This window comes from Citrobacter amalonaticus (assembly GCF_018252635.1).
Taxonomy (GTDB): Bacteria; Pseudomonadota; Gammaproteobacteria; order Enterobacterales; family Enterobacteriaceae; genus Citrobacter_A; species Citrobacter_A amalonaticus_E.
On the sequence record NZ_JAGTXM010000007.1, the window covers coordinates 53,302 to 77,970 of the forward strand.

A 24,669-nucleotide genomic window follows, 5' to 3' on the forward strand; every position below is an offset into this window, starting at 1 on the left:
TTGTTGCCCTGTTGTCCATCAGGGCGGGGGATCGCTATGTTTGAATCTTTGAAATCGTTATGGAAAAAAGAAACACGCCCGCCGGAAGATTATGATGAACAATCCCGTATTCTGGCAGGAGAAATCGTCAGGCTGGAAGGTGAACTGCAGGGCAACCCGGGTAGTAGTGAAATACAGAAAGCATTAATGCTTACCTATAACCGGGCGCTGTCGGTTTATGCGAAAAGCCAGACGCACCGGCAGGATATTGATTCGCTTTTTGTACGTATAGATGAGTTGCGTAATGTTATTCGCCGGAATATATAGCGTCGGATTTATTAAGCGCTTAGGGAGTCGTCATGACGATAAAAGAATTACTGATCGAGGCCGATGCGATTCAGGTTGGCATCGCGGAAAACGACTGGCAGAAGGTGATTCAACTGGCGGCCAGACCATTAGTCGCAAAAGGGTATATTTCAGCGGAATACGGTCAGGCGGTTATCGACAACACCCTCAGTCATGGGGCGTATTATGTATTTGATGAAGGTGTTGCGATCCCTCATGCTCGTCCAGAATGCGGGGTGAAGCGTAACTGTTTTAGCATGGTGCTGTTGGATAAGCCCATTCAGTTTGCCGACAGTGAAGCTGCCGATATTGTCATTATGTTTGGCGCGCAGGACAGTAATACGCATATTGAAGAGGGAATTCGCGCTATCGTTGCTTTACTCGATAACGACGAACGCATGGCGAAGCTGCGGGCGGCACGTTCCCGGGAAGAGGTGGTTGCGTTACTATGAAACGACACCTCTCGCCGGACTGTAAGACAGTCATCCTGATTAATGGCATCCCCGCTTCAGGTAAAAGTACGATCACCCGCCAACTCTCCGAAACCTTCAGTTTGCCGCTGCTGACGATTGATGGGATCAAAGAGCCGTTTATGGCGCGCTTTACGGATATCGACCGGCCTTTCAATCGGCAGTTGGGCTGTGCGGCCTATGAGGTGATCTGGTCGATTATCGGCCACTCTCCGGCAAGCGTTGTCTGGCTGGTTGATGCCTGGTTTGGCTTTCAGCCCCGCGAGACGTTGCAGCAACTCTTGCAGCAGGCGGGCGTTGAGAAGGTGATTGAGGTGTGGAATCACATTACACCCGAACTGGCGGTGACGCGCTACGCCACCCGCTTACAGCATCGTAAGCCGGGTCATCCTGGCGAGGAGTATCTGCCGGAGCTGGCGCAACTGGCAGAACGCGCTGAGCCGATGCGACTCGGGCCGGTGTGTACGGTAGATCAACAGCAAACGCTGGATATTCAATCCGTGATCTCCTGGATCGATACACAAATCTGCAATAAGTAAATGGATGATTGTCCTCATTTTTTTAAAGCGCCTGTTGGCGCTTTTTTTTAATGTACCCCAGCGAGTCGCAACAGTGCGGTCACCACGGCAGCGGCGATAATTACGACAATCAATGGCATCTTACGCCAGGCAAGGAAGACCGCGAACGCCACGCCGAGGACGCGAGCCATGCCGGCAAAGTGCTCACCTTCATAAAAGGTGGTGGCCAGGGCGACGGAAAACAGCAGTACCGTGGCGGCATCGGATAACAGCGCCTGAGAGCGTTCTGAGAGCGCCAGGCGGCTGCCCAGCCTGGCGCCACCGAGGCGCATCAAATAGGTTCCAGCCGATAAAATCGCGATACCGACGATGAACAGTGTCATATTGCCCATTATTTTTTCCTCGTCAGTAAACCCAGCAGGGAGAGCAGTACCGGCAGTCCGACCGGCGCGAAGGGAACGGCGATGAGCGACACGGCGGCCCCGCTCAGACCACGGATCAGTGTGGTGCGGTTTTTAAACGCCGGGACGACGAGTGCCAGTAGGATGGCCGGGAACACGGCGTCCAGTCCGATAGTTTCCGGGGCTGGCAGCAGTTGGCCCACCACCGTGCCCAGCAGGGTTCCCAGCGGCCACAGAATAGCGACGCCGAGGCCACACAGCCAGTAGGCGGCTTTGCGCTGCTCCGGGGTTTTCTGCGACAGACCGAATACCACGCTTTCATCATTCATAATATGACAGCCGAAAAAGCTTGCCGCGCGGGTGCCGACCAGATCGCGTACCGTCACGCCAAACGGGACATGACGGGCGTTAACCAGTAAGCCAGCCGCGGCGGCGGCTAGCGGATTGCCGCCGCTGGCGACAATGCCAATAAACATAAATTCGGATGCCCCCGCCAGCACAAAAATAGAGAGTACAAACGGTACCCAGACCGGGAAGCCGTAAGCCATCGCCAGGGAACCGTAGGACATCCCCACTACGCCCACTGCCAGGCAAACCAGAAAGATTGCTTTTATCGTGTCTGCCTTCAGACAGGAGAAGAAGTGCGTCATGATTTAGCCATATCGAACGAATTTCCATTATAATGAACGCAACGCAGTTGTTTTACAAGATGAACGATTCGTTCGATATAAAAAACGTGGAGTCGTGTATGACGCAACCCATCAGCGTGATCGCCAAAAGTCTGGTTCGCGAACGTCAGCGAACGGGGCTGTCTCTGGCAGAAATCGCCCGACGGGCGGGGATCGCCAAGTCGACGCTTTCCCAACTGGAAGCGGGAAATGGTAATCCTAGCCTGGAAACACTGTGGTCGCTCTGCGTGGCGCTGGATATTCCCTTTGCGCGGCTGCTGGAGCCGCAGGCGCAAAAAACGCAGGTGATTCGTTGCGGTGAGGGCACCAAAGTGGTGGCCGAACAGGCGCACTATCAGGCCATTTTACTGGCCGCCTGCCCGCCGGGCGCACGGCGCGATATCTATCTGCTGTTGACCCAGCCTGGCGCTGACCGCATTTCTCAGCCGCATCCACCGGGATCGATCGAACATATTATTGTAACGAAGGGAAAAGCGCTGGTTGGACTGACGGAAGCGCCAGAAGTGTTAGGCGAAGGTGACTATATTTGTTACCCCGCCGATCAGGAGCATATCTTTAAAGCGCTGGAAGCGGATACCCAGGCGATTCTGGTGGCCGAGCAGAGCTTAGCGAACCTGGAATATCACCGTTATGGCATGCAAAAGGCCCCCCCGAATGATTACTTCTAATTATTTTTTATCTTAATTCATATTTAATTGTTTTTATGATATTTCGTTTATTTTAGCTCTTTTGTTATATTCCTCACGAACTGAAAGCTTTCTGCGTTTACACAAAGAAAGCTGCATGTTAGTAATTGCTGGCCTGTGGCGCTGTAACAGTTGATTATTATTTTCATCAGTTGCTGCCGTTGTTAAATATAAAAATAACACATATTACTTTGTTGTTCATTCTGCGTATTTCTAAAAGAAATACGCTGTTCATTATTTATTTAAAGGAACCAGAATAAATGAAGGAATCAACGCTGGCTTTAGCAATAGGTCTGTTATTAATTTCTAATAATAGTTTTGCTAAAACGCAAAAAATGACACTGGAACAACGACTCGAACAACTGGAAGCGCGACTGGAGGCCGCAGAAAATCGGGCGGCGAAGGCGGAAAATCAGGTTCAGCAATTACAGACCCAGCAGGCAAGTGAAATTCGTGAAATTAAAGCGGCACAGGGCAACACGCCCGTAAACGGCCAGGCCTCTCCTGAGGAGACGAAAAAGAATGCCGCAACACCGAATCTACTGCTTTCCGGCTATGGCGACCTGAAAATCTACGGTGATGTGGAATTCAATATGGATGCGGAAAGTAATCATGGCCTACTGGCGATGACCAATGCCAATGTTAATAGCGATCCGACCAACGAACAGTGGAATATTAATGGCCGAATTTTGCTGGGTTTTGACGGCACGCGTAAGTTAGATAATGGCTATTACGCCGGATTCTCCGCTCAACCGTTGGGTGATATGAAGGGCATGGTGAATATTGATGATGCCGTCTTCTTCTTTGGTAAAGAGAATGACTGGAAGGTGAAGGTCGGACGCTTCGAAGCCTATGATATGTTCCCTCTCAATCAGGATACTTTTGTTGAGCACTCGGGGAATACCGCCAACGATCTGTATGACGACGGCAGCGGTTATATCTACATGATGAAAGAAGGCCGTGGTCGTTCTGATGCCGGTGGCAACTTCCTCGTCAGCAAACAGGTGGATAACTGGTACTTTGAGTTAAACACCTTGCTGGAAGACGGGACGTCGCTGTATAACGATGGCGATTTCCATGGCCGGGAAATGGCTCAACAGAAAAATGTTGCCTATTTGCGTCCGGTTATTTCATGGTCACAGGATGCGTTCTCTGTCGCTGCCGCAATGGAATCGAACGTCGTCAATAACGCTTATGGTTACACTAACGCCAACGGTAAATTTGTCGATCAGTCCGATCGTACCGGTTACGGTATGACAATGACGTGGAATGGTTTAAAGACCGATCCGGAGAATGGCATCGTGGTAAACCTGAATACCGCTTATCTGGATGCCAACAACGAAAAAGATTTTACGACCGGGGTGAACGCGCTGTGGAAGCGTTTTGAGCTGGGTTACATCTACGCGCATAACAAGATTGATGACTTTGAAGGGGTAGTGTGTGATGACGGCTGCTGGATTAACAATGAAGGTACCTATGACATTCATACTATTCACGCGTCGTATCAGTTCGCTAACGTGATGAATATGCAAAACTTCAATATTTACCTTGGCGCATACTATTCCATTCTGGATAGCGACGGAGATAACGTGAACGGTGACGATTCTGACAATCGTTATGGTGGTCGCGTTCGCTTTAAGTATTATTTCTAAACGCAAGGGCCCGGTGGCGATGACGCTCACCGGGCTTATTTTTTACTCCAGATAAAACACTTCTTTCAGCTCCGCGCTCACCGGGCTGTTATCCGGGTTCGCGGGCATAACATCGCGCATATGCTTCCACCAGCGCTGACAAACGTCAGTGCTGGCAACGGCATTCCAGCGTTCTTCAGACTCAATCTCTACGGTTGCAAACAGCAAATTGCGCGACGCATCGAGATAGATCGCGTAATGATGCGCGCCGTGAGCCTTTAACACCGCTTCCAGCTCCGGCCAGATGGGATTATGACGGCGCTGATACTCCTCGTGCGCGTCGGCATTCACCTGCATCACGAACGCTTTGCGGATCATAACGCCTCCAGGTACAGCTCGCGCACTTCGTCACGGCTGGCAGTTCGCGGGTTACACGGTGCGCAGGGGTCAGCCAACGCTTTGTCCAGCCAGCCTTCGATATCCTCTTTGGTGACGCCGAGCTGGCTGAAACCTGCCGGAATACCGACGCGTTTGCTCAGTGCGCGGATGGCGTTGATTGCCTCCTGGCTCGCGGCTTCATCGCTCATGCCACGGGTATCAACACCCATCGCCTGTGCGATACGGGCAAAACGCGCCACGGCGTTCGGGCGGTTAAAGCTTTCGATAATGGGCAGCAGGATAGCGTTACAGACGCCGTGCGGCAGGTTATGCGTGGCGCCCGGCTGGTGCGCCAGGGCGTGAACCAGCCCTAAACCGGCGCTGTTGAACGCCATACCCGCCAGATACTGACCAAACGCCATTTGCTCGCGCGCTTCCAGGTTATGACCTTCATCAACCGCTTTGGGTAGCCACAGGTTGATCAGGCGAATCGCTTCCAGCGCATTGGCATCGGTCAGCGGATGCGCGCCTACAGAAACATACGCTTCCACCGCGTGGGTCAACGCATCCATACCGGTTGCTGCCGTCACGGACGCCGGGATTTCCAGCATCACGCTGGCATCGTCCACCGCGATATCCGGGATGATATTCGGATCGATGATGACCTCTTTCACCTGGCGTCCGGAGTCGATAATCACCGCGTTGCTGGTCATCTCGGCGGCGGTTCCGGCAGTGGTGTTGATGGCAACCAGCGGCACACCAGGGTTTTTCACTTTACCGACGCCGGAATAGGCAGTAGAAGGGCCCGGGTTCGCGGTGAGAATTTTCACGGCTTTGGCGGTATCAATCGGGCTGCCACCGCCAAAGGCAATGATGTAATCACAGTTGGCGTCCTGATAGGCCGCATAGCCTTTTTGTACCAGCGCTTCGGTCGGGTTCGGGAATACCTCATCGAACAGGTGGTACGGCATTTTGTGCTCATCCAGCGCCGTAAACAGGCTGTCGAGCAGGCCCAGCTTAACCAGTTGACCATCGGTGACGATCAGCGCTTTACCCCATTGCTTATTCGCTACGAGGTTCACCATATCGCCGATCGCACCCGCGCCGTGTAGACTGATTTTCGGAAGTGCCAGCATAAAGCTCATGTTTTTTCTCCTTAAGTGATGATATTTCCGGCGGCAAAACTCCATGTCGCCGGAGGGATTCAAATTCGTCGTCGTTGCATTATTCGGCGGGTCAGGATGGGCAGTGAGATCACCACGATCAGCATCGCGCCGATAATGATCGACATCACGATACCCGGCACGTTAAGCAGGCTCAGACCGAAAGTTACCAGCCCCATGAGGAACGCCGCGATGATAACCCCGGTCATGCTGCCGGAGCCGCCGAGAATATTGACGCCGCCCAGCACCGCCATTGTGACCACCGCCAGTTCCCATCCCATTGCGATGGTGGGGCGCGTACTGCCGAGTCTGGAGGTGAGCAACACGGCGGCCAGTCCCGCCATGAGCCCGACCAGAGCGAATAAAATCAGATTGTGACGTTTAACGTTAATGCCGGAGTACCACGCGCCCACCGGGTTATTGCCGATGGCGTAGGTGCGGCGGCCAAAGTTGGTTTTGTGCAGCAGGAAGGTGAACACGATCGCCAGCACGATAAATAGCGCAAACTCGAACGACAGTGCGCCCCAGACGTAGCCCTGACCAAACCACGCGAAGCTCTCCGGGTAAGCATTCAGCGCCTGGTCGCCGAGCAAGATATAGGTTATGCCGCGGTACAAACTCATGGTGCCAATGGTGATCACGATGGATGAGAGGTTAAACCGCGTCACCAGGATGCCGTTCAGCAGCCCACATAGCAGTCCGGTTCCCAGCCCGACGCAGACCAGCAGGGACGTATCCATTCCCGCCGCCGCGCAGAACCCCATGGCGGTAGAACTGAGTGCCAGGGTTGAGGCCACTGAAAGATCGATCTCCCGGGCGATAATCAGCATCGCCATCGGCAGCACGATGATCGCTTTTTCGGTGAAATTGAACGTTGCGTCGGAAAGATTCCAGATGTTGAGGAAGTACGGCGAGGCCAGCGCATTGACGATAAACACCGCCAGGGTGAAGGCGAACAGAAAACCTTCCCAGCACAACAGGCGCTGCCAGACCGCGCGCGCATCGGGGGCGCGTTCGATCGCTTCAGACGTCATCATTTTACTCATGAGTTCACCGCCTGTTTTTGCCGTGCCAGCGCCGCGTTACGCAGAATTAAACGACCTTTGTGTTTATTGCTGCGTTCGTTAAGCAGAACGGCAATCACAATCACCGCGCCGGAAATGGCCATCTGCCAAAAAGGTGAAATGCCAATGACGGGCAACGCGTTATTGATCACGCCAAGGAACAACGCGCCACACAGACAACCGAGAACGCGACCAATCCCTCCCATCGTACTGATACCCCCAATCACACAGGCTGCCACAACCTGTAACTCAAAACCGTTAGCTACATCGACATAGGCAACAGCGAAGCGGGAAATCCACAGGTAGCCGCAGAAACCGGCGAGGGCGCCCGACAGGCAGAAGCTGACGAACTGCATTTTTCCGGCGTTGATCCCGGTGTAATACGCCGCAGTGGCATTGCCGCCTGCGATGTACAGCGCCCGCCCTGTGCGGCTGTAGCGCAGGAAGTAGCTCACCACGATAACGGCGGCGATGGCGCACCAGCTCAGTACCGGCAGGCCAAACAATGCAAAACGCGGAAGGGCGAGGAAGCTGTCGCTCATCTGATGTGAGTTAATCCAGCCGCCGTTCGACAGCAAAAAGATAATGCCGCGATAAATGCTCATTGTGCCGAGTGTGACCACAATCGCCGGAATCCCTAACTTCCAGACCAGCAGACCGTTGATCAACCCCATCACCAGACCGCAGGCGGTTGCCAGTAACATCAACGCCCACACGGGGATCTCAGGATGCTGGAAGTTGAGCAGGGCGACGATCATCCCGGTGAGCGCCAGATTGGCGGCTATCGACAGATCGATACCTTTGGTCAACAGCACCATCATTTGCCCGAGCGCAAGGATGATCAGAATCGAGGTATCATTGAAAATCTCGACCAGGTTACCGGGAGAGACAAATGAGGGAACGCGACTGCCGATGCCGGCGATCATCAGGAGGATGACCGCTGCCAGCAGGGTTTCGCGATGTTTAAGCAGGCGCTGAATCATTATGCTGCCTCCTTACCGATGCCGCTGGCGGCGCTGACAATGGCCTCCGCCGTGGCTTCACCGGCACGGTATTGCGCGACCATCAGCCCTTCGTGCATGACGATAATTCTGTCCGCCATGCCCATCACTTCCGGAAGCTCAGAGGAGACCATGATCACCGCCAGCCCTTGCGCCACCAGTTCGGACATAAACTGGTGTACCGCCGCCTTTGAGCCGATGTCGATGCCTTTGGTCGGTTCGTCGAGAATAATCACTTCAGGATGAGTGGCGAGCCATTTGCCAATTACCACTTTTTGCTGATTGCCGCCAGAAAGCGTTTCGACCGCCTGACGCCAGCTGAACGCTTTAACCTGCAGGCGTTTAGCGTAGCTGTCCGCCAGTTGCCACTCTCGTGTCGCATTGAGCACGCCGCGCGGATTCAGCTTACTCAACTGCGGCAGGCTGATGTTCTCGGCGATACTCATTTCAATGATTGCCCCCTGTTTTTGCCGCTCTTCCGGCACGCAGACGATACCGGCGCGAATCGCATCGGCGGGCTGATGAAATTGAACGGCCCGTCCGTTGAGTCGGATTTCACCGTGAGAAGGCCGGGATACGCCGGACAGCGCCTGCATCAACTCGGTCCGCCCCGCCCCCACCAGTCCGTAGAAGCCGAGGATCTCTCCTTTTCTCAGGGTGAAATCAATGTGTGCAAATTCAGTGGGATGGCAGAGGTCTTTCACCTCCAGCACTGTCTCGCCTTTCTCACTGGCCACTTTCGGGAAAGTCTGGGTAATGGCGCGTCCTACCATCATGGCGACCATCCGTTCTTCACTCATCTCATGAATGTCGCCGGAACTGACGAACGCGCCATCGCGCAGAATGGTGTAGTGATCCGCCAGCTCAAAGATTTCATCGAACTTGTGGGAGATAAACAGGATCGCTTTACCTTCTTGCTTCAGGCGCTCAACGATTTGATAGAACTCCAGAATTTCGTGTTGCGACAGTGCGGCGGTCGGTTCATCGAGAATCACCACCTGGGCTTCAAAGGAGAGCGCACGGGCAATAGCCACCATATGGCGTTGGGCGATGCTCAGGGTTTTCAGCGTGGCGCGCGGATCGATCTGCACTTCAAGGCGGGTGAGGATTGCTTGCGCCCGACGGTGCATTTCTGGCCAGTCGAGCTTTTTGAAAAGGCCGGTGTACAGGTACTGGCCGACAAAAATATTCTCGGTCACCGACAGCTCATCGAACAGCACCGTTTCCTGATGAATGGCGGTAATGCCGACTTTATGCGCCGCTTCCGGGTTCGGGAGCTGAATGGGAATGGCCTTGTAAAGAATTTCTCCCTCTTCAGGCTGATAGATGCCGGTCATGACTTTGACCAGCGTGGATTTTCCCGCGCCGTTTTCACCCACCAGCGCGGTCACTTTGCCTGGCCAGAGATCGAGCTGCACGTTCTCAAGGGCGCGCACGCCGGGGAATATCTTGGTGATCCCGTGAAGTTGTAGTAAAGGGGTGGACATGTCAGTTCTCCTCTTCTTGTAGCGTTGCCGGATGGCGATAACGCGTATCCGGCCTACAAAACGTATCGGTACCCGCAGGCCGAATAAGCAACACGTTATCCGGCGGCGTGACCCTGGGATCAGAAGATTTTTGAGAACTTATCAATGTTACTGGCATCAAAGACGAATGGCTCAGCCATCGCGCCATTGCCATCGGCATCCAGTTGCACTTTGCCCAGTCTCCCCATATTGGCTTCGGTTTTGCTGGCGGTGCCTTTGACCAGATCGTCCGCCAGATACGTTGCCGCATAGCCCAGATCGATAGGGTTCCAGATCGCAAAACTTTTCGACGCGCCTGACTTCACTGCCCCCGCCATTTCAGATGGCAACCCGAGGCCGGTTACGTACACTTTGCCAATTTTGCCCTGGTCCTTCACCGCCTGGGCTGCGGCAACAATGCCGACGGAAGACGGGGAGACGATCACTTTCAGATCCGGATAAGATTTGAGCAGCCCTACCGCTTCGCGGTAGCTCTTGTCTGAGAGATCGTCGCCATAGGCCACGGTCACCAGGTTGACAGACGGATACTGCGCAAGCACCTTTTTCATCTCCGCAATCCAGATATTCTGGTTGGTCGACGTTGGCGTGGCGCTCAGGATCGCCACATCGCCTTTTTCAACGTTCAGCGCCTTCAGCGCATCGGCAGCGAGTTTGACGTTGGTTTCGCCGATCAGCGCGTTATTTGATGGGTTAAGGTGGATCTGCCGCCCCGCAGGCGCAACGCCGGAATCCCATGAAACCACTTTGATCCCGCGCTGCATCGCTTTCTTCAAAACGGGAACGACGGCATCGGGATCGTTGGCGGAGATGGCGATCGCATCAACGCCCTGAGCGATCAACCCATTCAGAACTTCGATCTGAGCTTCCGCGGTGGTCGTGGTGGGACCGGTGTAGATCACGTTGACATCACCGATCTCTTTGGCGGCTTCCTGGGCGCCGACGTTTGCGGCTTCGAAGAATCCATTACCTAACGATTTCGCCACCAGGGCGATTTTTACTTCAGCTAAAGCGGAACCGGACAACGCCAGAATGGCAACGGTGAGGATCAAGCTTGTCTTTATATTCATTGCTTTTACTCCACAGATGTTGATTCCCATAGGGAATGGTTTGGATTTGCAGGTGACAGAGTTCGCCCCGTCTCAGTGAGCGGGGCGCGATGTTGTTATCAATACAGTTCTAATGCACTGGCGAGCGGGGTGACGCCAAAGCGTTTACCCAGCGCGATCAGTTCCTCGCGGCTGATGGTTTGCTTCATACCGCCCATCGACAGCACTTTGACTAACACTTCGGCGGACTTCTCGGCGGTATCAATCAGTCCAAACGTTTCATCCAGCGTCGGGCCGCTGCCAAATACGCCGTGGAATGGCCACAGCACCAGCGAATGTTTCTGCATTTCCTGCGCGGTAGCCTGGCCTATCTCGTCGGTGCCTGGCACCATCCACGGCAGAATGCCCACGCCATCCGGGAAGACCACCAGACACTCGGTACTGCCTTCCCACAGTTTGCGGGTGAAAAGCGCGGTGCTGTTTTCCAGCACATAGGTCAGGGCGATCAGGTTGGTGGCGTGGCAGTGCATGATTACGCGATCTTTACCTTGCGTGGTCTGGATGCGCTCGCAGTGCGACAGGAAGTGTGCCGGTAGCTCAGAGGTGGGAACCGCTTCGTTCGTCAGCCCCCATAGAATGTGGTAGCCCGCTCCATCGCTGTCCACTTTCACAATGCCTAAATTGGCGGCGGGATCGAGTTGTACGTTACGGAAGAATTTACCAGAGCCGGTCACGATAAACGGCGTGTTCGCCAGCAGCGGCATTGGCTGACTCAGCGCAATGTAGCGCGGCGTACGATGGAAGTCGGCGCTGAAGGGAACGATATCCGCGTCGTCGAGACGCAGCGTCAGGTTGCCGCCGTTGCGCTCGTCCCAGCCTTTCAGCCAGGCGTCGGAGGTGGCTTTAATCATCCCCTGGACAAACCAGGCGTCGAGTATATTTTGCATAAAAGAGGTACCTGTCTTAGTCAATGCCCGATGGCGCTGCGCTTATCGGACCTACAATGTTAAGTGTGTCAGTCGGCCGGATAAGCGCAGCGCCATCCGGCAATGATGTGTTAACCGCGTTTGCTCAAAATCTCTTTCTCATAGGCGCGAACGCTCTCCAGCCACTGACTGCCGGCTGGCGTGTCATGGCGCTGGCAATACATCTCCCATACGGCTTGCCACGGCAGACATTTCTGCTCTTCCAGCAGCGCCAGACGTGCGGTGTAATCGCCGCTGGCTTCCAGTTGGCGTAGCTGGTCAGTTGGCTCAAGCAGGGCGCGCAACAGCGCTTTTTTCATGTTGCGGGTGCCGATGACCCATGCCGCGATGCGGTTGATGGAGGCGTCAAAGAAGTCGAGACCGATGTGGACGCGGTCGAACAGGTTGTGGCGTACGATCTCGCTGGCAATCGCCTGCGTTTCATCATCCAGCAGCACCACGTGGTCGCTGTCCCAACGCACCGGGCGGCTCACGTGCAGCAGCAGACGCGGTACGTACAGCATGGCAGCGGAGATCTTATCGGAGATCACTTCTGTCGGATGGAAGTGGCCCGCATCGAGACACAGCGCGGTCTGGCGGCTGGTGGCATATCCCATATAGAACTCATTGGAGCCGACGGTGTAGCTTTCTGCACCGATGCCAAAGAGTTTGCTTTCGACGGCGTCGATATGGTGCGCCGGATTCAGTTTTTCACTGATGACCTCGTCCAGCGCCTCCATCAGACGCTGACGCGGGGCCAGGCGGTCCACGGTGACATCTTTCATGCCATCCGGGATCCAGATATTCATCACCGACGGCGTGCCCAGTTGCTCGCCAAAGTATGCGGATACGTGGCGGCTGGCCTTGCAGTGGTCGATCCAGAACTGGCGGATAGTGTCGTCGGCGTGTGCCAGCGTGAAGCCGTCAGCGCTCAGCGGATGCGAGAAGCAGGACGGGTTGAAATCCAGACCGAGTTGATGCGCTTTTGCCCACTCCACCCAGTTTTTAAAGTGTTCCGGTTTGATGTTGTCACGGGCGACCGGAGTATCGGATTCCAGATAGATTGCGTGCAGATTCAGGCGTTTAGGGCCCGGGATCAGACTGAGCGCCTGTTCCAGATCGGCGCGTAGCTCATGGGCATTACGCGCTTTACCCGGGTAGTTACCGGTGGCCTGAATACCGCCGGTGAGCGATCCTTCCGGGTTTTCGAAACCGGCTACATCATCGCCCTGCCAGCAGTGCATTGAGACCGGCAGACGATCGAGCTGGCGCAGTGCCTCCTCGACATCAATACCTACTGCGGCGAAGCGTTGTTTCGCCAGTTCCCAGGCTTGTTCCAGTTGAGTGGTCATGCGCAAAGCTCCTTTGTCTGTCGTTTTGAATGAAATTGCGTCACATAGCGGGCAATCTCACTGTCAGGATTGGGGGTAAACGTGGTCAGGTTGTAGTTGGCGGTGACCACCTGGCGGAAGTCATCGACGTTGTTGAGTTCATCCAGCGTCATCAGCTGGATTCCGATGTTGCCGAGCGTAGAGGCTTCAACAGGCCCAGCCATGACGCGAATACCGCAGGCATCGGCGCACAGTTGGTTCAGCAGGGCGTTCTGGCAACCACCGCCGACAATGTGCAGTTGGCTGAAGGATTCGCCACGCAGTGTCGCCAGTTCCTGCAGAACATCGGCGTACAGCAGTGCAAGGCTGTCGAAAATACAGCGCGCCAGTTCCGCGTCGCTATCAGGTACCGGCAGCCCGGATTCGCGACAGGCGGCCTGAATTTCAGCGCTCATGTTGGCGGGATTGATAAAGCGATCGTCATTCGGATTGATCAGATAGCGGCAGGCGGGCAATGCTTGCGTTGCGGCAATCAGCGCGGACAGGTCGTCCACCTGACGCTCTTTCAACACACGCTGTAGCAGCCACAGACCCATGATATTTTTCAGTACCCGATAACGTCCTTCCGCGCCGCCTTCATTGGTGATGTTCGCAGCCAGCGCGGCGTCGTTGGTGTAAGGCGTTCTGCTTTCAAAACCCATTAACGACCAGGTGCCTGATGAGAGATACGCGCTGTGTTTATCGGCCAGCGGCGAGGCGATCACCGCGCTGGCGGTGTCGTGGCTGGCGACGGCCACGACGGGGATCTGATTCTTCTGCGGGCAAATCCAGTAACCAATCACGTTGCCCGGATGCGTCGGGTGACCAAACCAGGCGTTGTCCGCTCCCGTCCACGCCAGCAGCGTTTCATCCCAGTCGTCGCTGTTGATATTCACCAGTTGAGTGGTGGTGGCGTTGGTATATTCCCAGTTCAATTCGCCGGTCAGACGAAAGCTGAAGTAGTCGGGGATTAACAGGGCATGCGCGACCTGCTCAACCAGCTCCGGCTGCTGTTCTACCAGCGCACGTAACTGGTAGAGCGTGTTGAACGGCAGAAACTGGATCCCGCTGCGTTGGTAAATAGCGCATTTACCGAGCTGTTCCTGCGCGCGTTGCATCACGCCCGCCGTGCGGCTGTCACGGTAGGAAACCGGCAGCCCGACGCGCTGGCCGTGTTTATCGATCAGGACATAGTCCACGCCCCAGGTATCAATACCGATACTGTCAATGCGGATGCCTTCATCGCAGACTTTTTCCAGCCCCAGGCGGATGGCGTCTTCGAGGCTGTCGAGATCCCAGGTGTCGAAACCGTCCTGCTTTTGCAGGCAGTTGACGAAGCGATGGATTTCACGCAGCGTCAGGGTGCGATGTTCACTGTCATAGCGCGCCAGCATTACACGTCCGCTGGAGGCGCCAAGATCGACAGCGACACAATGGCGAAAAGTCATAGTGAGGTCCTTCTGAGTTTCATTAAGCCCAGTCTAGAAAACCTCGTCATGGCTCACCTTCTTGTTACTGACAGGCAGAATAGGCCGCTGGCAAGAAAGCAAAGGTGAACGTGATAACGTTCACAGTTTCCGGTAATAAGCGCGATTTCCCCTGATGTGACGCCGTCCGCATTTCCGGATCTTTCCCGTCTTTTCTTGAAAAAATGACCCTGTTTGCACGGTTTTATGTCAAAAATTTAAGGTGAGGTGGCTAACCCTTAATTACTATTTCTGACATGTTCATTTGACCTGGATGCCATTATGACCGTACTGCACTGCGTGGATTTTTTTCCATCAGGTAAAGCGCCTGTGGCCATTGAGCCCCGGCTACCTCAGTCCGCTTTTCCAGAACATCATCATGATTTTCATGAAATTGTGATTGTGGAGCATGGCACCGGTATTCATGTATTCAATGGACAGCCCTATACCATCAGCGGCGGTACGGTCTGCTTTGTCCGCGACCATGACCGACATCTGTATGAGCATACGGACAACCTTTGTCTGACCAATGTGCTCTACCGCTCGCCCGATGCGTTCCGCTTTCTGGCCGGGTTGGATCAGTTGCTGCCGCAGGAGCAGGACGGCGTGTATCCCTCCCACTGGCGGGTGAATCAGAGCGCGCTACAACAGGTGCGCCAGCTGGTGGCTAAAATGGAACAGGCCGGCGATGAGAGCGATCTCCCCTGCGTGGCCAATCGTGAAATTCTGTTCATGCAGTTGCTGGTGCTGTTACGCAAAAGTAGCCTGATGGAAGGGGCGGAAAATAACGATGCGCGCCTGAATCATCTGATGGCCTGGCTGGAAGATCATTTTGCAGAGGAAGTCTGCTGGGAGGTGCTGGCCGATCGGTTCTCGCTGTCCCTGCGTACATTGCACCGCCAGTTGAAACAACAGACCGGGTTGACGCCGCAGCGCTATCTCAATCGTCTGCGTTTAATCAAGGCCCGCCATCTGTTACGCCATAGCGATGAAAGCGTCACGGAAATCGCTTATCGCTGCGGTTTTGGCGACAGTAACCACTTTTCGACCCTGTTTCGCCGTGAATTTGACTGGTCGCCTCGCGATATCCGCCAGGGACGGGATGCGTTACTTCAGTAACGCGAATGCTATCAACGTTTTTCGCTGCCAGAATGTTAATAATCATCGGTCTGTGATGCCGGATGGCGACGCGGTGGCGTCTTATCCGGCCTACGTGTTTACGTAATTTGTAGGCCGGGTAAGGCGAAGCCGCCATCCGGCAAGGAATATTCAGGTGGCGAATCAACTGATTCTTCTAAAAGACGACTTCTTTGCGAATGCCGGACAGGCCGTCGCGGTCGCCGATCGCTATCCGCAGGATGTGTTCGCCGAACATACGCATGATTTTTGTGAGCTGGTGATCGTCTGGCGCGGCAATGGTCTGCATGTGCTCAACGATCGCCCCTATCGCATCACCCGTGGCGATCTGTTTTATATTCGCGCCGAAGATAAGCACTCCTACACCTCCGTTAACGACCTCGTGTTACAGAACATCATCTATTGCCCGGAGCGGCTAAAGTTGAATCTGGGCTGGGAGAGCGCGATCCCGGGTTTTAACGGTACGCCGAGACAGCCGCACTGGCGGCTGGGCAGTGTCGGTATGACGCAAGCCCGCCAGGTGATAAGCCAGCTTGAGCATGAAAGTAACCAGCTCGACCCAATCGCCAACGACATGGCGGAACTGCTTTTTGGTCAGTTGGTGATGACGCTGAAGCGCCATCGCTATGCGACCGATACGCTGCCGGCGACTTCCAGCGAAACGCTGTTGGATAAACTGATTACCGCGCTGGCCGCCAGTCTGGAACGTCCGTTTGCGCTGGATGCCTTTTGCTGCCAGGAAGCGTGCAGTGAACGTGTGCTGCGCCAGCAGTTTCGTAGCCAGACCGGGATGACGATAAACCAATATCAGCGCCAGGTCCGCGTCTGCCATGCGCAATATTTGCTTCAGCACAGTCGTTTGATGATCGGTGAGATTTCGATGAAGTGTGGCTTTGAAGACAGTAATTACTTTTCGGTGGTGTTTACGCGGGAAACCGGGATGACGCCCAGTCAATGGCGTCATCTCAGTAACTCAAGTGATTAGCTTGCCATGCCCAGACCGACAATGTTGGCGGCGATAATGATCACCACACATCCCAGACTCAGTACGCCGACAGGACGACGCCCGGCGTTGTTCCACTCTTTCAGCACCAGACCGACAATGCCGCCGCACAATACGTAGAAACTCATGTGCAGCATCCAACTGATGTAGTCATATTGCGCCGGAATGCGCGCGTGGCCCCAGGCGTAGAAAAAGAACTGCAAATACCACATCAGTCCACCCAGCGCGGACAGCAGCACGTTGGTAATGATCAGCGATTTTGCCAGCGAGAAGTCGGCTTTTACCGACAGGTTCTTCACTCTTGCCAGACGAATAAAACAAAAACCCAGGTTGACCAGCGCGCCGCCGCCCATGATCACGACGTAGCTTGGCAGCGCGACATACAGCGGGTCTACACCCAGCGCCGCGGCGGCTTCATGCATCGGCTTCGCGGCGTTCATCGCAAACGACATGCCTGCGGAGAAAATGCCGCACATTACCGCCAGAAGCAGCCCTTTTTTCAGGTTGAACTCTTCAGCTTTGATGCCCATTTTGCGTTCTTTGAGCTGGCCCGCGCGGGTGACGATCCCGACGCCAATCAGTGCAACCAGCACTCCCAGCAGCGTCATACGCCCGCCTTCGGTGTTAATCAGCACATCAAAGTTGCCATTGATGATGGGGGTCATTAGCGTACCGACAATCAGCGTGATGCCAATGGCAATGCCAATCCCCATCGACATGCCGAGGTAGCGCATGGTCAGGCCGTAGTTGATATTGCCGATGCCCCACATTGCGCCGAACAGGAATACCGGTAGCAGAGTGGAGAGGCTGAACGAACTGTAATAGGCCCAGAAGTCGGGCAGCAGTATAGCGCTGATGGTCCAGGGAAGGATCAGCCAGGAGACAATCCCACCGACCGACCACATGGTTTCCCATGACCACTGTTTTACTTGTTTGAATGGGGCATAGAAACAGGCTGCACTGGCCGCACCTATCAAATGCCAAAAAATACCCATCGTAATCGCGTTACTCATCACATCATCCTCATTGTTTTTATCGTCGTTTCTACCCTTCCGACGTCATGAGTTTAAAAATTGCGCATGTGTATAACCTTTTGCCGATTGCCGCGATTTTCCCTTTCTGGCAAAGACCCGGTTAAGTGGGTGATATGGCTCACATATTCAGCAATAGACGCGAATGCAATAACCTTAGTAAAAGTACGGCATTGATAATCATTTTCAATATCATTTAATTAACTATAATGAACCAACTGCTTACGCGGCGTTAACACCCGGCCGCTCGACAATAATGGAGATGATTATGAGTTATACACTGCCATCCCTGCCGTACGCTTATGATGCGCTGGAACCGCACTTCGATAAGCAGACGATGGAAATCCACCATACCAAACACCACCAGACCTATGTAAACAACGCCAACGCGGCGCTGGAAAGTCTGCCTGAATTCGCTAACCTGTCTGCTGAAGAGCTGATCGCTAAACTGGATCAGGTACCGGCCGACAAGAAAACGGTTCTGCGTAACAACGCGGGCGGCCATGCTAACCACAGCCTGTTCTGGAAAGGCCTGAAAAAGGGCACCACCCTGCAGGGCGATCTGAAAGCGGCTATCGAACGTGATTTCGGCTCTGTTGATAACTTCAAAGCGGAGTTTGAAAAAGCCGCTGCAACCCGTTTCGGTTCCGGCTGGGCCTGGCTGGTGCTGAAAGGTGACAAACTGGCGGTCGTTTCTACCGCAAACCAGGATTCCCCGCTGATGGGTGAAGCGATTTCTGGCGCGTCTGGCTTCCCGATTGTGGGCCTGGATGTCTGGGAACACGCTTACTACCTGAAATTCCAGAACCGTCGTCCGGACTACATCAAAGAGTTCTGGAACGTGGTGAACTGGGACGAAGCGGCTGCGCGTTTCGCTGCAAAAAAATAAGTCTTATTTAACAAGACATCGCGTTTGTATGACCCCGTCGGCGTAGCCGGTGGGGTTTTTTTGTGATCAAAATCGAATCAAAAACAGCGATCCGTAAAAATTGAAACATTGTTTTGTTGTGTGGTGAGGATCACTTTTATTATTGTGCTGAATGTCTATCGTTGACACATCTTTACATCGAAAGGTGATGGAAATGCAGATTAAACGCACGATAGAAAAAATCCCTGGCGGCATGATGCTCGTCCCTCTGTTTCTGGGCGCGTTGTGCCACACGTTCTCTCCTGACGCGGGAAAATATTTTGGCTCATTCACCAACGGGATGATCACCGGTACGGTACCTATCCTGGCCGTGTGGTTCTTCTGCATGGGGGCCTCCATCAAGCTGAGCGCGACGGGTACCGTCCTGCGTAAGTCCGGGACGCTGGTAGTGACCAAAATTGCCGTGGCGTGGGTGGTCGCGGCGATCGCCTCGCGGATTATCCCTGAACATGGCGTGGAGGCTGGATTCTTTGCCGGGCTGTCGACACTGGCGCTGGTTGCGGCAATGGACATGACCAACGGCGGGCTGTACGCGTCAATTATGCAACAGTACGGCACCAAAGAAGAAGCGGGAGCATTTGTTCTGATGTCGCTGGAATCTGGCCCGCTGATGACGATGATCATCCTCGGTACGGCCGGGATAGCATCGTTTGAACCGCATGTGTTTGTCGGCGCGGTGCTGCCTTTCCTGGTGGGCTTTGCGCTGGGTAACCTGGACCCGGAACTGCGCGAATTCTTCAGTAAAGCCGTTCAGACGCTGATCCCCTTCTTCGCCTTTGCGTTGGGTAACACTATCGACCTGAGCGTCATTGCACAGACCGGTTTGCTGGGCATTCTGCTGGGTGTGGCGGTGATTATCGTGACCGGTATTCCGCTGATTGTTGCCGATAAACTGATTGGCGGTGGCGACGGTACGGCAGGGATTGCCGCTTCCAGCTCAGCAGGCGCCGCAGTGGCGACACCGGTACTGATTGCTGAAATGGTGCCCGCGTTTAAACCGATGGCACCGACTGCAACTTCTCTGGTCGCCACCTCGGTAATAGTGACGTCAATCCTGGTGCCGATTATCACCTCCATCTGGTCGAAGAAGGTCAAAGCAAAAGCGGCGACAGTCGACATCCAGCATGCAGTGAAATAACCCAATAATGCCGGATGGCACTGCGCTTATCCGGCCTGTTTTTGCCGTGTAAAAAGGCCTGGTGAATCTCACCAGGCCTTGTCTTTTAACGACCAAACACCTCATCAATCGTCCGGCAGTCGTGTTCATTCAACTCGCCGCCCGCATTGCGTGAAACCCCCGTGCAATAGCCAAACTTCCGCGATACCACCGTCTTGATGGTGGTGACGAAATCTTCACCGATGGCATAAATTGACATGTACACGCCAATTTTCTGCTGAATGACGCGAAGGGCCGCCAGGTCACCGGCCCTGAACGCTTCACGCGCACTGACAAACAGTTCCGGCATGACATTGTTGAGTCCGGAGATAATCCCCGCACCGCCAGCCAGCAGGTTGGGAATGAAGTACTCGTCATAGCCAGAGAGGACGGCAAAGTCGTCACGCACGGCCTGAGTTGCCTCGATCATTCTGCGGGTATGTGACTGACAGTCAACAGTATCTTTGATCCCGGCAAAGTTAGGGAACTCGCTGGCAAGCTGGGCGACCAGATCCGGCGTTAAATCGCTGCCGGTGCGCGGCGGGAAGTTGTAGGCGAACCATTTACCACTAAGCTTTTGTCCCAACTGGCGGAAGTAGCTCAGCAGTTGCTTCGGCGTTTGACCGTAGTAATAGGGAGGCAGAACCATCACTGCATCGTAGCCCGTGCGATACGCTTCCTGCGCCATCTGCAAGACATCGTGGATGCAGGTGGAGGAGACGTTAGCCACCATCTTCAGCGGGCTCATGGCGCGTGCCTCGCGAATCAACAGCAGGCGTTCGTCGAGGGTGAAGGAAGCGAACTCCCCGATACTGCCCATCAGCAAAATCACGTCGATTTTTGCGTCAGTCAGGCGTTGAAGGTGTTGGCTCAGACCGTTGAGATCGATATTACCATCCTGATCCATTGGCGTAATGGAGGGGCACCAGACGCCAGCAAACTGCGTTTGACCTGTCACGTTGTTGACTCCTTATTATGAAATGGCGTTTCAAAATCCATTCCATTGATAGCATGGATATCTGAGCGTCGCGTGAACCGTGCTCTCATTTTGCGCGGTTGAGATAAAATAATTGTGGTTAAATAAGGCAAATTTAGCGGGGAGAGGGACCAGATGCGATATCCAGTAGACGTGTTCAGCGGCAAGATTCAGGACTACGCGGGAAGCCGCCCCAGTGCGATTGGCAAAATTCAGGTCGATGGCGAGCTGATGCTGACGGAACTGGGTCTGGAAGGTGATGAACAGGCAGAAACGAAAATTCACGGCGGGCCCGATCGTGCGCTGTGCCACTATCCACGCGAGCATTATCTGTACTGGGCGCGCGAGTTCCCGGAACAGGCGGATCAGTTCGTGGCACCGGCTTTTGGCGAGAACCTCTCAACCGATGGCCTGACGGAACAAAATGTCTATATCGGCGATATTTTTCGTTGGGGTGAGGCGCTGATTCAGGTCACCCAGCCGCGTTCACCGTGCTTCAAGCTCAATTTCCACTTTGGTATCAGCGACATGGCAAGCCTGATGCAAAATTGTGGCAAAACGGGCTGGCTGTGCAGTGTCGTCGCGCCAGGCATGGTGTCAGCCGATGCGCCACTGGAACGGGTCTCGCGCGTTAGCGACGTCAGCGTGCAGGAGGCTGCCGCCATCGCCTGGCATATGCCGTTTGATGATGAACAGTACCATCGTTTGCTGTCAGCGGCGGGGCTGTCGAAGAGCTGGACGCGAACGATGCAAAAGCGTCGGTTAAGCGGCAAGATCGAGGATAATTCGCGGAGATTGTGGGGATAATATAATGCCTGATGGCGCTGCGCTTATCAGGCCTACGCACTGCAATTTATCCATGTAGGCCGGATAAGCGTAAGCGCCATCCGGCGCAACGGCATTTAATTAAGAGCGCTTATACAGCGGCAACCAAATCACCAGCCGTAAGCCGCCCAGCGGGCTGTCTTCGGCTTTCACCCAGCCGCGATGTTGCTGAATGGCGGTTTCCACAATCGCCAGACCCAGACCGGTACCGCCGGATTCGCGATCGCGCGCTTCGTCGGTACGATAGAACGGGCGGAAAATCTGCTCACGGTCTTCCGGGCTGACGCCAGGACCATCATCATCTACCGTGATCGTAATGCCGTCCTTATCCACCGCGAAGCCGACTTCAATCTTCGTGTGCGAATAGCGCAGGGCGTTACGGACGATGTTTTCCAGCGCACTTTCCAACGCGTTAGGGTTTCCGTAAAGCGGCCACGGTCCCGGCGGGAAATTCACCGTTAGCGATTTGCCCATCTGTTCGGCTTCAAAGGCGGCGTTATCCAGCACCTCACCCCACAGATGATTGGCCTTCATCGTTTCGCTGACCAGCGCGTTTTTCTGCTGATTGCGCGACATTACCAGCAGATCGTTGATCATGCTGTCCAGACGCTGTGCTTCGGTCTCAATACGTTCCAGCTCCTTGCTCTCGCCGCTGCGGCGACGCAACAGCGCGGTCCCCAGTTGCAGACGGGTGAGCGGGGTTCTCAGTTCGTGTGAGATGTCAGACAACAGACGCTGTTGCGTGGTCATCATCCGTTCCAGCGCGGTCACCATCTGGTTGAAACTGGCGCCTGCGGCAAGAAATTCCTGCGGGCCGGCTTCCAGTTCCGGATGCTGTCGCAGGTTACCCTGAGCCACCTCATCCGCCGCGTTTTTCAACTTACGCGCCGGTTTTGCCAGGCTCCACGCCAGCCATAACAACAGCGGGGAACTGACTAGCATCGTAACAATCAACAACAACAGCGGGCGGTCAAACAACAGGTTGATAAAATCGGATTGGGAACTGCTGGCTGGTCGAATCAGGTAAAGCTGATAGTTATCTTCCCCGTCTCTGACGGAGAAGGGCCCAACCATTTCGACGCGACCGTACTTTTTCTTCTGCGGATGATCGGCGTTATCCGCCTGACCAATAAAGTTACGAATGATCTGCATTTCGCTACGTTCTGCGCCGATCACGCGTCCTTCGGTAGTGACAAGCAATAACCGCTGTCCCGGTGGAGCCCACTTATCAATCGCACGGAACAGGCGACGCCACCACATCAAATCATTAGGTGGATCGTTCGCGAGTTCAGCTTCTACGTGTTGCTCAATCATCAACCCCTGGCGCTGTTCGCTTTCCAGTAGCTCGGTCATCTGGCGTGAGTCGAGCTTGGGTAACATCAGTACCAACATCAACACCAGTGCCAGCGTCAACCAGAAGATGGCAAAGATGCGCGCGGTTAAGCTCCCTATCATGAAGCGGAAACCATCAGATAGCCGCGGCCACGCAGGGTTTTAAACCAGGGATGCCCATCTTTCCGCTCCGGCAGTTTGCGCCGCAGGTTGGAGATATGCATGTCGATGGCGCGGTCGAACGGCGTCAGACGTTTGCCCAACACTTCCTGGCTCAAATGTTCACGCGATACCACCTGACCGAGATGCTGTGCCAGCAGATAGAGCAGGGTGAATTCGGTACCGGTTAACTCCAGCGTCTGGCCATCAAAGCTGGCTTCCTGGCGGCCCGGATTGAGGCTTAGGGCATCCACTTCCAGCGTCGGCGAGCCGTTATCGCTACTCTGCTGCTGCTCGCTCCAGTGCGAACGGCGCAGAATGGCGCGGATACGCGCGACCAGTTCACGATCGTTAAACGGTTTGGGTAAATAGTCATCCGCGCCCAGCTCAAGGCCAAGTACGCGATCCAGTTCGCTGCCGCGGGCGGTCAGCATAATAACGGGGGTCTGGTGTGTCTGGCGAAGCGCTTTGAGTGTATCAATGCCGTTTTTCTTCGGCATCATCACATCAAGCAAAAGTAAATCAATGCTGTCGTCCAGAAGCTCAAGAGCCTGCTCCCCATCGTGGGCAACCAGCACATTGAAGCCTTCCATTTCGAGCAGCTCCTTTAACAGGGAAGTCAGCTCTCGGTCATCATCAACTAACAGGATTTTATTCATTGTTTAAGTACCTCCGAGGCAGAAATTACGTCATCAGGCGTCGCTAATCCATGACTTTACGTTGTTTTACACCCCCTGACGCATGTTTGCAGCCCGAATCGTAAACTGTCTCTCGTTGAATCGCGACAGAAAAGATTTTGGGAGCAAATGATGCGCAAAGTTACCGCTGCCGTCATGGCCTCAACGCTGGCACTCAGTACGGTTAGCCATGCTGCTGAAGTCGTTACAGGCGATAACTGGCACCCGGGTGAACCCTCTGCGCCGCGCACTGTACAAAGCCATATGTTTGACGGCATAAGTTTAACCGAACATCAGCGTCAACAGATGCGAGATCTGATGCAACAGGCCAGACATGAACAGGCGCCTGTTAATGTTAGCGAAATGGAGACGATGCATCGTCTTATTACCGCAGAAAATTTTGATGAAACCGCTGTACGCGCTCAGGCAGAAAAGATGGCGCAGGCGCAGGTTACCAGACAGGTTGAGATGGCCAGAGTCCGTAATCAGATGTATCGCCTGTTAACACCGGAGCAGCAAGCGGTTTTAAACGAGAAGCACCAACAAAGAATGGAGCAGTTGCGCGACGTGACGCAATGGCAAAAAAGTTCTTCGTTGAAGTTATTGAGTAGTAGCAACTCACGTTCCCAGTAGTAAACCCTGTTTTCCTTGCCATAGACACCATCCCTGTCTTCCCCCACATGATGTGGGGGTTTTTTTTGCCTGTAAATTGTCATCGTCATAATCACTGACTGTCTTACGCCATCC

General features: G+C 54.4%; 25 protein-coding genes and 1 pseudogene. 11 read left to right on the top strand and 15 right to left on the bottom strand.

Going from position 1 to position 24,669, the window contains the following annotated elements; translation table 11 throughout:
• Positions 1–36 precede the first annotated feature (36 nt).
• The 3 genes from KE671_RS20735 to KE671_RS20745 are packed head-to-tail and all read left to right on the top strand — an operon-like array spanning position 37 to position 1,333.
• Positions 37–306 (top strand): hypothetical protein, encoded by a 270-nt coding sequence (locus KE671_RS20735; protein WP_206164546.1) that lies wholly within the window; start codon positions 37–39, stop codon positions 304–306.
• Between the two features lie 32 nt (positions 307–338).
• Positions 339–776, top strand: coding sequence for a PTS sugar transporter subunit IIA (locus tag KE671_RS20740; protein WP_206164547.1), 438 nt, complete (start codon positions 339–341; stop codon positions 774–776).
• Positions 773–1,333 (top strand): AAA family ATPase, encoded by a 561-nt coding sequence (locus KE671_RS20745; protein ID WP_206164548.1) that lies wholly within the window; start codon positions 773–775, stop codon positions 1,331–1,333. Before KE671_RS20740 ends, KE671_RS20745 begins: the two co-directional genes overlap by 4 nt.
• Positions 1,334–1,380: 47 nt before the next feature.
• Here the strand turns inward: KE671_RS20745 and KE671_RS20750 are convergent, their stop codons facing one another.
• Both KE671_RS20750 and KE671_RS20755 read right to left on the bottom strand, forming a co-directional pair.
• Positions 1,381–1,704, bottom strand: coding sequence for an AzlD domain-containing protein (locus KE671_RS20750; protein ID WP_206164549.1), 324 nt, complete (start codon positions 1,702–1,704; stop codon positions 1,381–1,383).
• The gene (locus tag KE671_RS20755; RefSeq protein WP_206164550.1) at positions 1,704–2,363 is read right to left on the bottom strand and encodes an AzlC family ABC transporter permease; all 660 of its coding nucleotides are present in this window, start codon (positions 2,361–2,363) and stop codon (positions 1,704–1,706) included. The genes KE671_RS20750 and KE671_RS20755 overlap by 1 nt, the downstream gene beginning before the upstream one ends.
• A 98-nt stretch (positions 2,364–2,461) precedes the next feature.
• On the opposite strand from KE671_RS20755, the pseudogene KE671_RS20760 reads away from it, so the two are divergent.
• Positions 2,462–3,007: pseudogene (locus tag KE671_RS20760) on the top strand (helix-turn-helix domain-containing protein); the annotation flags it as partial.
• 341 nt (positions 3,008–3,348) lie between these two features.
• Complete coding sequence (locus KE671_RS20765) at positions 3,349–4,740, top strand: carbohydrate porin (RefSeq protein WP_206164551.1); 1,392 nt, start codon at positions 3,349–3,351, stop codon at positions 4,738–4,740.
• A gap of 42 nt (positions 4,741–4,782) precedes the next feature.
• Here KE671_RS20765 and rhaM read toward each other — a convergent pair whose 3' ends face one another.
• The 9 genes from rhaM to rhaB form a co-directional block, all read right to left on the bottom strand.
• Positions 4,783–5,097, bottom strand: coding sequence for an L-rhamnose mutarotase (gene rhaM, locus KE671_RS20770; protein ID WP_206164552.1), 315 nt, complete (start codon positions 5,095–5,097; stop codon positions 4,783–4,785).
• Entirely contained in the window at positions 5,094–6,242 is a 1,149-nt protein-coding gene (gene fucO / locus KE671_RS20775) for a lactaldehyde reductase (RefSeq protein WP_206164553.1), read from the bottom strand. The genes rhaM and fucO overlap by 4 nt, the downstream gene beginning before the upstream one ends.
• Before the next feature lie 59 nt (positions 6,243–6,301).
• Complete coding sequence (locus KE671_RS20780; RefSeq protein ID WP_206164554.1) at positions 6,302–7,306, bottom strand: ABC transporter permease; 1,005 nt, start codon at positions 7,304–7,306, stop codon at positions 6,302–6,304.
• On the bottom strand, positions 7,303–8,307 hold the full coding sequence (locus KE671_RS20785; RefSeq protein WP_206164555.1) for an ABC transporter permease: 1,005 nt from the start codon (positions 8,305–8,307) through the stop codon (positions 7,303–7,305). Before KE671_RS20785 ends, KE671_RS20780 begins: the two co-directional genes overlap by 4 nt.
• Positions 8,307–9,812, bottom strand: coding sequence for a sugar ABC transporter ATP-binding protein (locus KE671_RS20790; RefSeq protein WP_206164556.1), 1,506 nt, complete (start codon positions 9,810–9,812; stop codon positions 8,307–8,309). The genes KE671_RS20785 and KE671_RS20790 overlap by 1 nt, the downstream gene beginning before the upstream one ends.
• Positions 9,813–9,931: 119 nt before the next feature.
• Entirely contained in the window at positions 9,932–10,918 is a 987-nt protein-coding gene (rhaS, locus tag KE671_RS20795; protein WP_206164557.1) for a rhamnose ABC transporter substrate-binding protein, read from the bottom strand.
• Positions 10,919–11,016: 98 nt separating this feature from the next.
• The gene (gene rhaD, locus KE671_RS20800; protein ID WP_206164558.1) at positions 11,017–11,844 is read right to left on the bottom strand and encodes a rhamnulose-1-phosphate aldolase; all 828 of its coding nucleotides are present in this window, start codon (positions 11,842–11,844) and stop codon (positions 11,017–11,019) included.
• Positions 11,845–11,954: 110 nt separating this feature from the next.
• Positions 11,955–13,214, bottom strand: a complete 1,260-nt coding sequence (rhaA, locus tag KE671_RS20805) for an L-rhamnose isomerase (RefSeq protein ID WP_206164559.1) — start codon at positions 13,212–13,214, stop codon at positions 11,955–11,957.
• A complete protein-coding gene (gene rhaB / locus KE671_RS20810) occupies positions 13,211–14,680 on the bottom strand; it encodes a rhamnulokinase (protein WP_206164560.1) in 1,470 nt (489 codons plus the stop codon). The genes rhaA and rhaB overlap by 4 nt, the downstream gene beginning before the upstream one ends.
• A 300-nt stretch (positions 14,681–14,980) precedes the next feature.
• Here rhaB and rhaS (KE671_RS20815) point away from each other — a divergent pair, with 300 nt between their 5' ends.
• Together rhaS (KE671_RS20815) and rhaR are read left to right on the top strand one after the other, a co-directional pair.
• Positions 14,981–15,817 carry an HTH-type transcriptional activator RhaS gene (gene rhaS, locus KE671_RS20815; protein ID WP_206164561.1) on the top strand — a complete coding sequence of 279 codons (837 nt, stop codon included), beginning with the start codon at positions 14,981–14,983 and terminating at the stop codon, positions 15,815–15,817.
• Between the two features lie 154 nt (positions 15,818–15,971).
• On the top strand, positions 15,972–16,820 hold the full coding sequence (gene rhaR / locus KE671_RS20820) for an HTH-type transcriptional activator RhaR (protein WP_206164562.1): 849 nt from the start codon (positions 15,972–15,974) through the stop codon (positions 16,818–16,820).
• Here the strand turns inward: rhaR and rhaT are convergent.
• Positions 16,817–17,851, bottom strand: coding sequence for an L-rhamnose/proton symporter RhaT (gene rhaT / locus KE671_RS20825; protein ID WP_206164563.1), 1,035 nt, complete (start codon positions 17,849–17,851; stop codon positions 16,817–16,819). The two genes, rhaR and rhaT, sit on opposite strands and share 4 nt — an antisense overlap.
• A gap of 286 nt (positions 17,852–18,137) precedes the next feature.
• Here rhaT and sodA point away from each other — a divergent pair, with 286 nt between their 5' ends.
• Together sodA and kdgT are read left to right on the top strand one after the other, a co-directional pair.
• Entirely contained in the window at positions 18,138–18,758 is a 621-nt protein-coding gene (gene sodA, locus KE671_RS20830) for a superoxide dismutase [Mn] (protein ID WP_044257452.1), read from the top strand.
• A 193-nt stretch (positions 18,759–18,951) separates the two neighbouring features.
• The gene (gene kdgT / locus KE671_RS20835) at positions 18,952–19,935 is read left to right on the top strand and encodes a 2-keto-3-deoxygluconate transporter (protein WP_206164564.1); all 984 of its coding nucleotides are present in this window, start codon (positions 18,952–18,954) and stop codon (positions 19,933–19,935) included.
• A gap of 85 nt (positions 19,936–20,020) precedes the next feature.
• Here kdgT and KE671_RS20840 read toward each other — a convergent pair whose 3' ends face one another.
• A complete protein-coding gene (locus tag KE671_RS20840) occupies positions 20,021–20,911 on the bottom strand; it encodes a dihydrodipicolinate synthase family protein (RefSeq protein ID WP_206164565.1) in 891 nt (296 codons plus the stop codon).
• Between the two features lie 153 nt (positions 20,912–21,064).
• Here KE671_RS20840 and yiiM point away from each other — a divergent pair, with 153 nt between their 5' ends.
• Positions 21,065–21,736: a 6-hydroxyaminopurine reductase gene (gene yiiM, locus KE671_RS20845; protein ID WP_206164566.1), complete on the top strand. Its 672-nt coding sequence runs from the start codon at positions 21,065–21,067 to the stop codon at positions 21,734–21,736.
• Positions 21,737–21,835: 99 nt separating this feature from the next.
• On the opposite strand, the gene cpxA is transcribed toward yiiM, so the two are convergent.
• On the bottom strand, positions 21,836–23,209 hold the full coding sequence (gene cpxA, locus KE671_RS20850) for an envelope stress sensor histidine kinase CpxA (protein ID WP_206164567.1): 1,374 nt from the start codon (positions 23,207–23,209) through the stop codon (positions 21,836–21,838).
• Complete coding sequence (gene cpxR, locus KE671_RS20855; protein WP_001033731.1) at positions 23,206–23,904, bottom strand: envelope stress response regulator transcription factor CpxR; 699 nt, start codon at positions 23,902–23,904, stop codon at positions 23,206–23,208. Before cpxR ends, cpxA begins: the two co-directional genes overlap by 4 nt.
• Positions 23,905–24,054: 150 nt before the next feature.
• Between cpxR and cpxP the strand changes: the two genes are divergently transcribed.
• On the top strand, positions 24,055–24,555 hold the full coding sequence (gene cpxP, locus KE671_RS20860; RefSeq protein ID WP_206164623.1) for a cell-envelope stress modulator CpxP: 501 nt from the start codon (positions 24,055–24,057) through the stop codon (positions 24,553–24,555).
• Positions 24,556–24,669: the final 114 nt, after the last annotated feature.

Bases quoted from the DNA above. Each gene is read 5' to 3' on its own strand.
- yiiM (WP_206164566.1), top strand. From the start codon at position 21,065: ATGCGATATCCAGTAGACGTGTTCAGCGGCAAGATTCAGGACTACGCG.
- KE671_RS20780 (WP_206164554.1), bottom strand. From the start codon at position 7,306: ATGAGTAAAATGATGACGTCTGAAGCGATCGAACGCGCCCCCGATGCG.
- KE671_RS20745 (WP_206164548.1), top strand. From the start codon at position 773: ATGAAACGACACCTCTCGCCGGACTGTAAGACAGTCATCCTGATTAAT.
- sodA (WP_044257452.1), top strand. From the start codon at position 18,138: ATGAGTTATACACTGCCATCCCTGCCGTACGCTTATGATGCGCTGGAA.
- KE671_RS20735 (WP_206164546.1), top strand. From the start codon at position 37: ATGTTTGAATCTTTGAAATCGTTATGGAAAAAAGAAACACGCCCGCCG.
- rhaS (WP_206164561.1), top strand. From the start codon at position 14,981: ATGACCGTACTGCACTGCGTGGATTTTTTTCCATCAGGTAAAGCGCCT.
- kdgT (WP_206164564.1), top strand. From the start codon at position 18,952: ATGCAGATTAAACGCACGATAGAAAAAATCCCTGGCGGCATGATGCTC.
- fucO (WP_206164553.1), bottom strand. From the start codon at position 6,242: ATGAGCTTTATGCTGGCACTTCCGAAAATCAGTCTACACGGCGCGGGT.
- cpxR (WP_001033731.1), bottom strand. From the start codon at position 23,904: ATGAATAAAATCCTGTTAGTTGATGATGACCGAGAGCTGACTTCCCTG.
- KE671_RS20785 (WP_206164555.1), bottom strand. From the start codon at position 8,307: ATGATTCAGCGCCTGCTTAAACATCGCGAAACCCTGCTGGCAGCGGTC.
- rhaA (WP_206164559.1), bottom strand. From the start codon at position 13,214: ATGACCACTCAACTGGAACAAGCCTGGGAACTGGCGAAACAACGCTTC.
- KE671_RS20750 (WP_206164549.1), bottom strand. From the start codon at position 1,704: ATGGGCAATATGACACTGTTCATCGTCGGTATCGCGATTTTATCGGCT.
- rhaD (WP_206164558.1), bottom strand. From the start codon at position 11,844: ATGCAAAATATACTCGACGCCTGGTTTGTCCAGGGGATGATTAAAGCC.
- rhaB (WP_206164560.1), bottom strand. From the start codon at position 14,680: ATGACTTTTCGCCATTGTGTCGCTGTCGATCTTGGCGCCTCCAGCGGA.
- KE671_RS20765 (WP_206164551.1), top strand. From the start codon at position 3,349: ATGAAGGAATCAACGCTGGCTTTAGCAATAGGTCTGTTATTAATTTCT.
- KE671_RS20790 (WP_206164556.1), bottom strand. From the start codon at position 9,812: ATGTCCACCCCTTTACTACAACTTCACGGGATCACCAAGATATTCCCC.
- rhaT (WP_206164563.1), bottom strand. From the start codon at position 17,851: ATGAGTAACGCGATTACGATGGGTATTTTTTGGCATTTGATAGGTGCG.
- KE671_RS20755 (WP_206164550.1), bottom strand. From the start codon at position 2,363: ATGACGCACTTCTTCTCCTGTCTGAAGGCAGACACGATAAAAGCAATC.
- cpxA (WP_206164567.1), bottom strand. From the start codon at position 23,209: ATGATAGGGAGCTTAACCGCGCGCATCTTTGCCATCTTCTGGTTGACG.
- rhaM (WP_206164552.1), bottom strand. From the start codon at position 5,097: ATGATCCGCAAAGCGTTCGTGATGCAGGTGAATGCCGACGCGCACGAG.
- cpxP (WP_206164623.1), top strand. From the start codon at position 24,055: ATGCGCAAAGTTACCGCTGCCGTCATGGCCTCAACGCTGGCACTCAGT.
- KE671_RS20740 (WP_206164547.1), top strand. From the start codon at position 339: ATGACGATAAAAGAATTACTGATCGAGGCCGATGCGATTCAGGTTGGC.
- rhaS (WP_206164557.1), bottom strand. From the start codon at position 10,918: ATGAATATAAAGACAAGCTTGATCCTCACCGTTGCCATTCTGGCGTTG.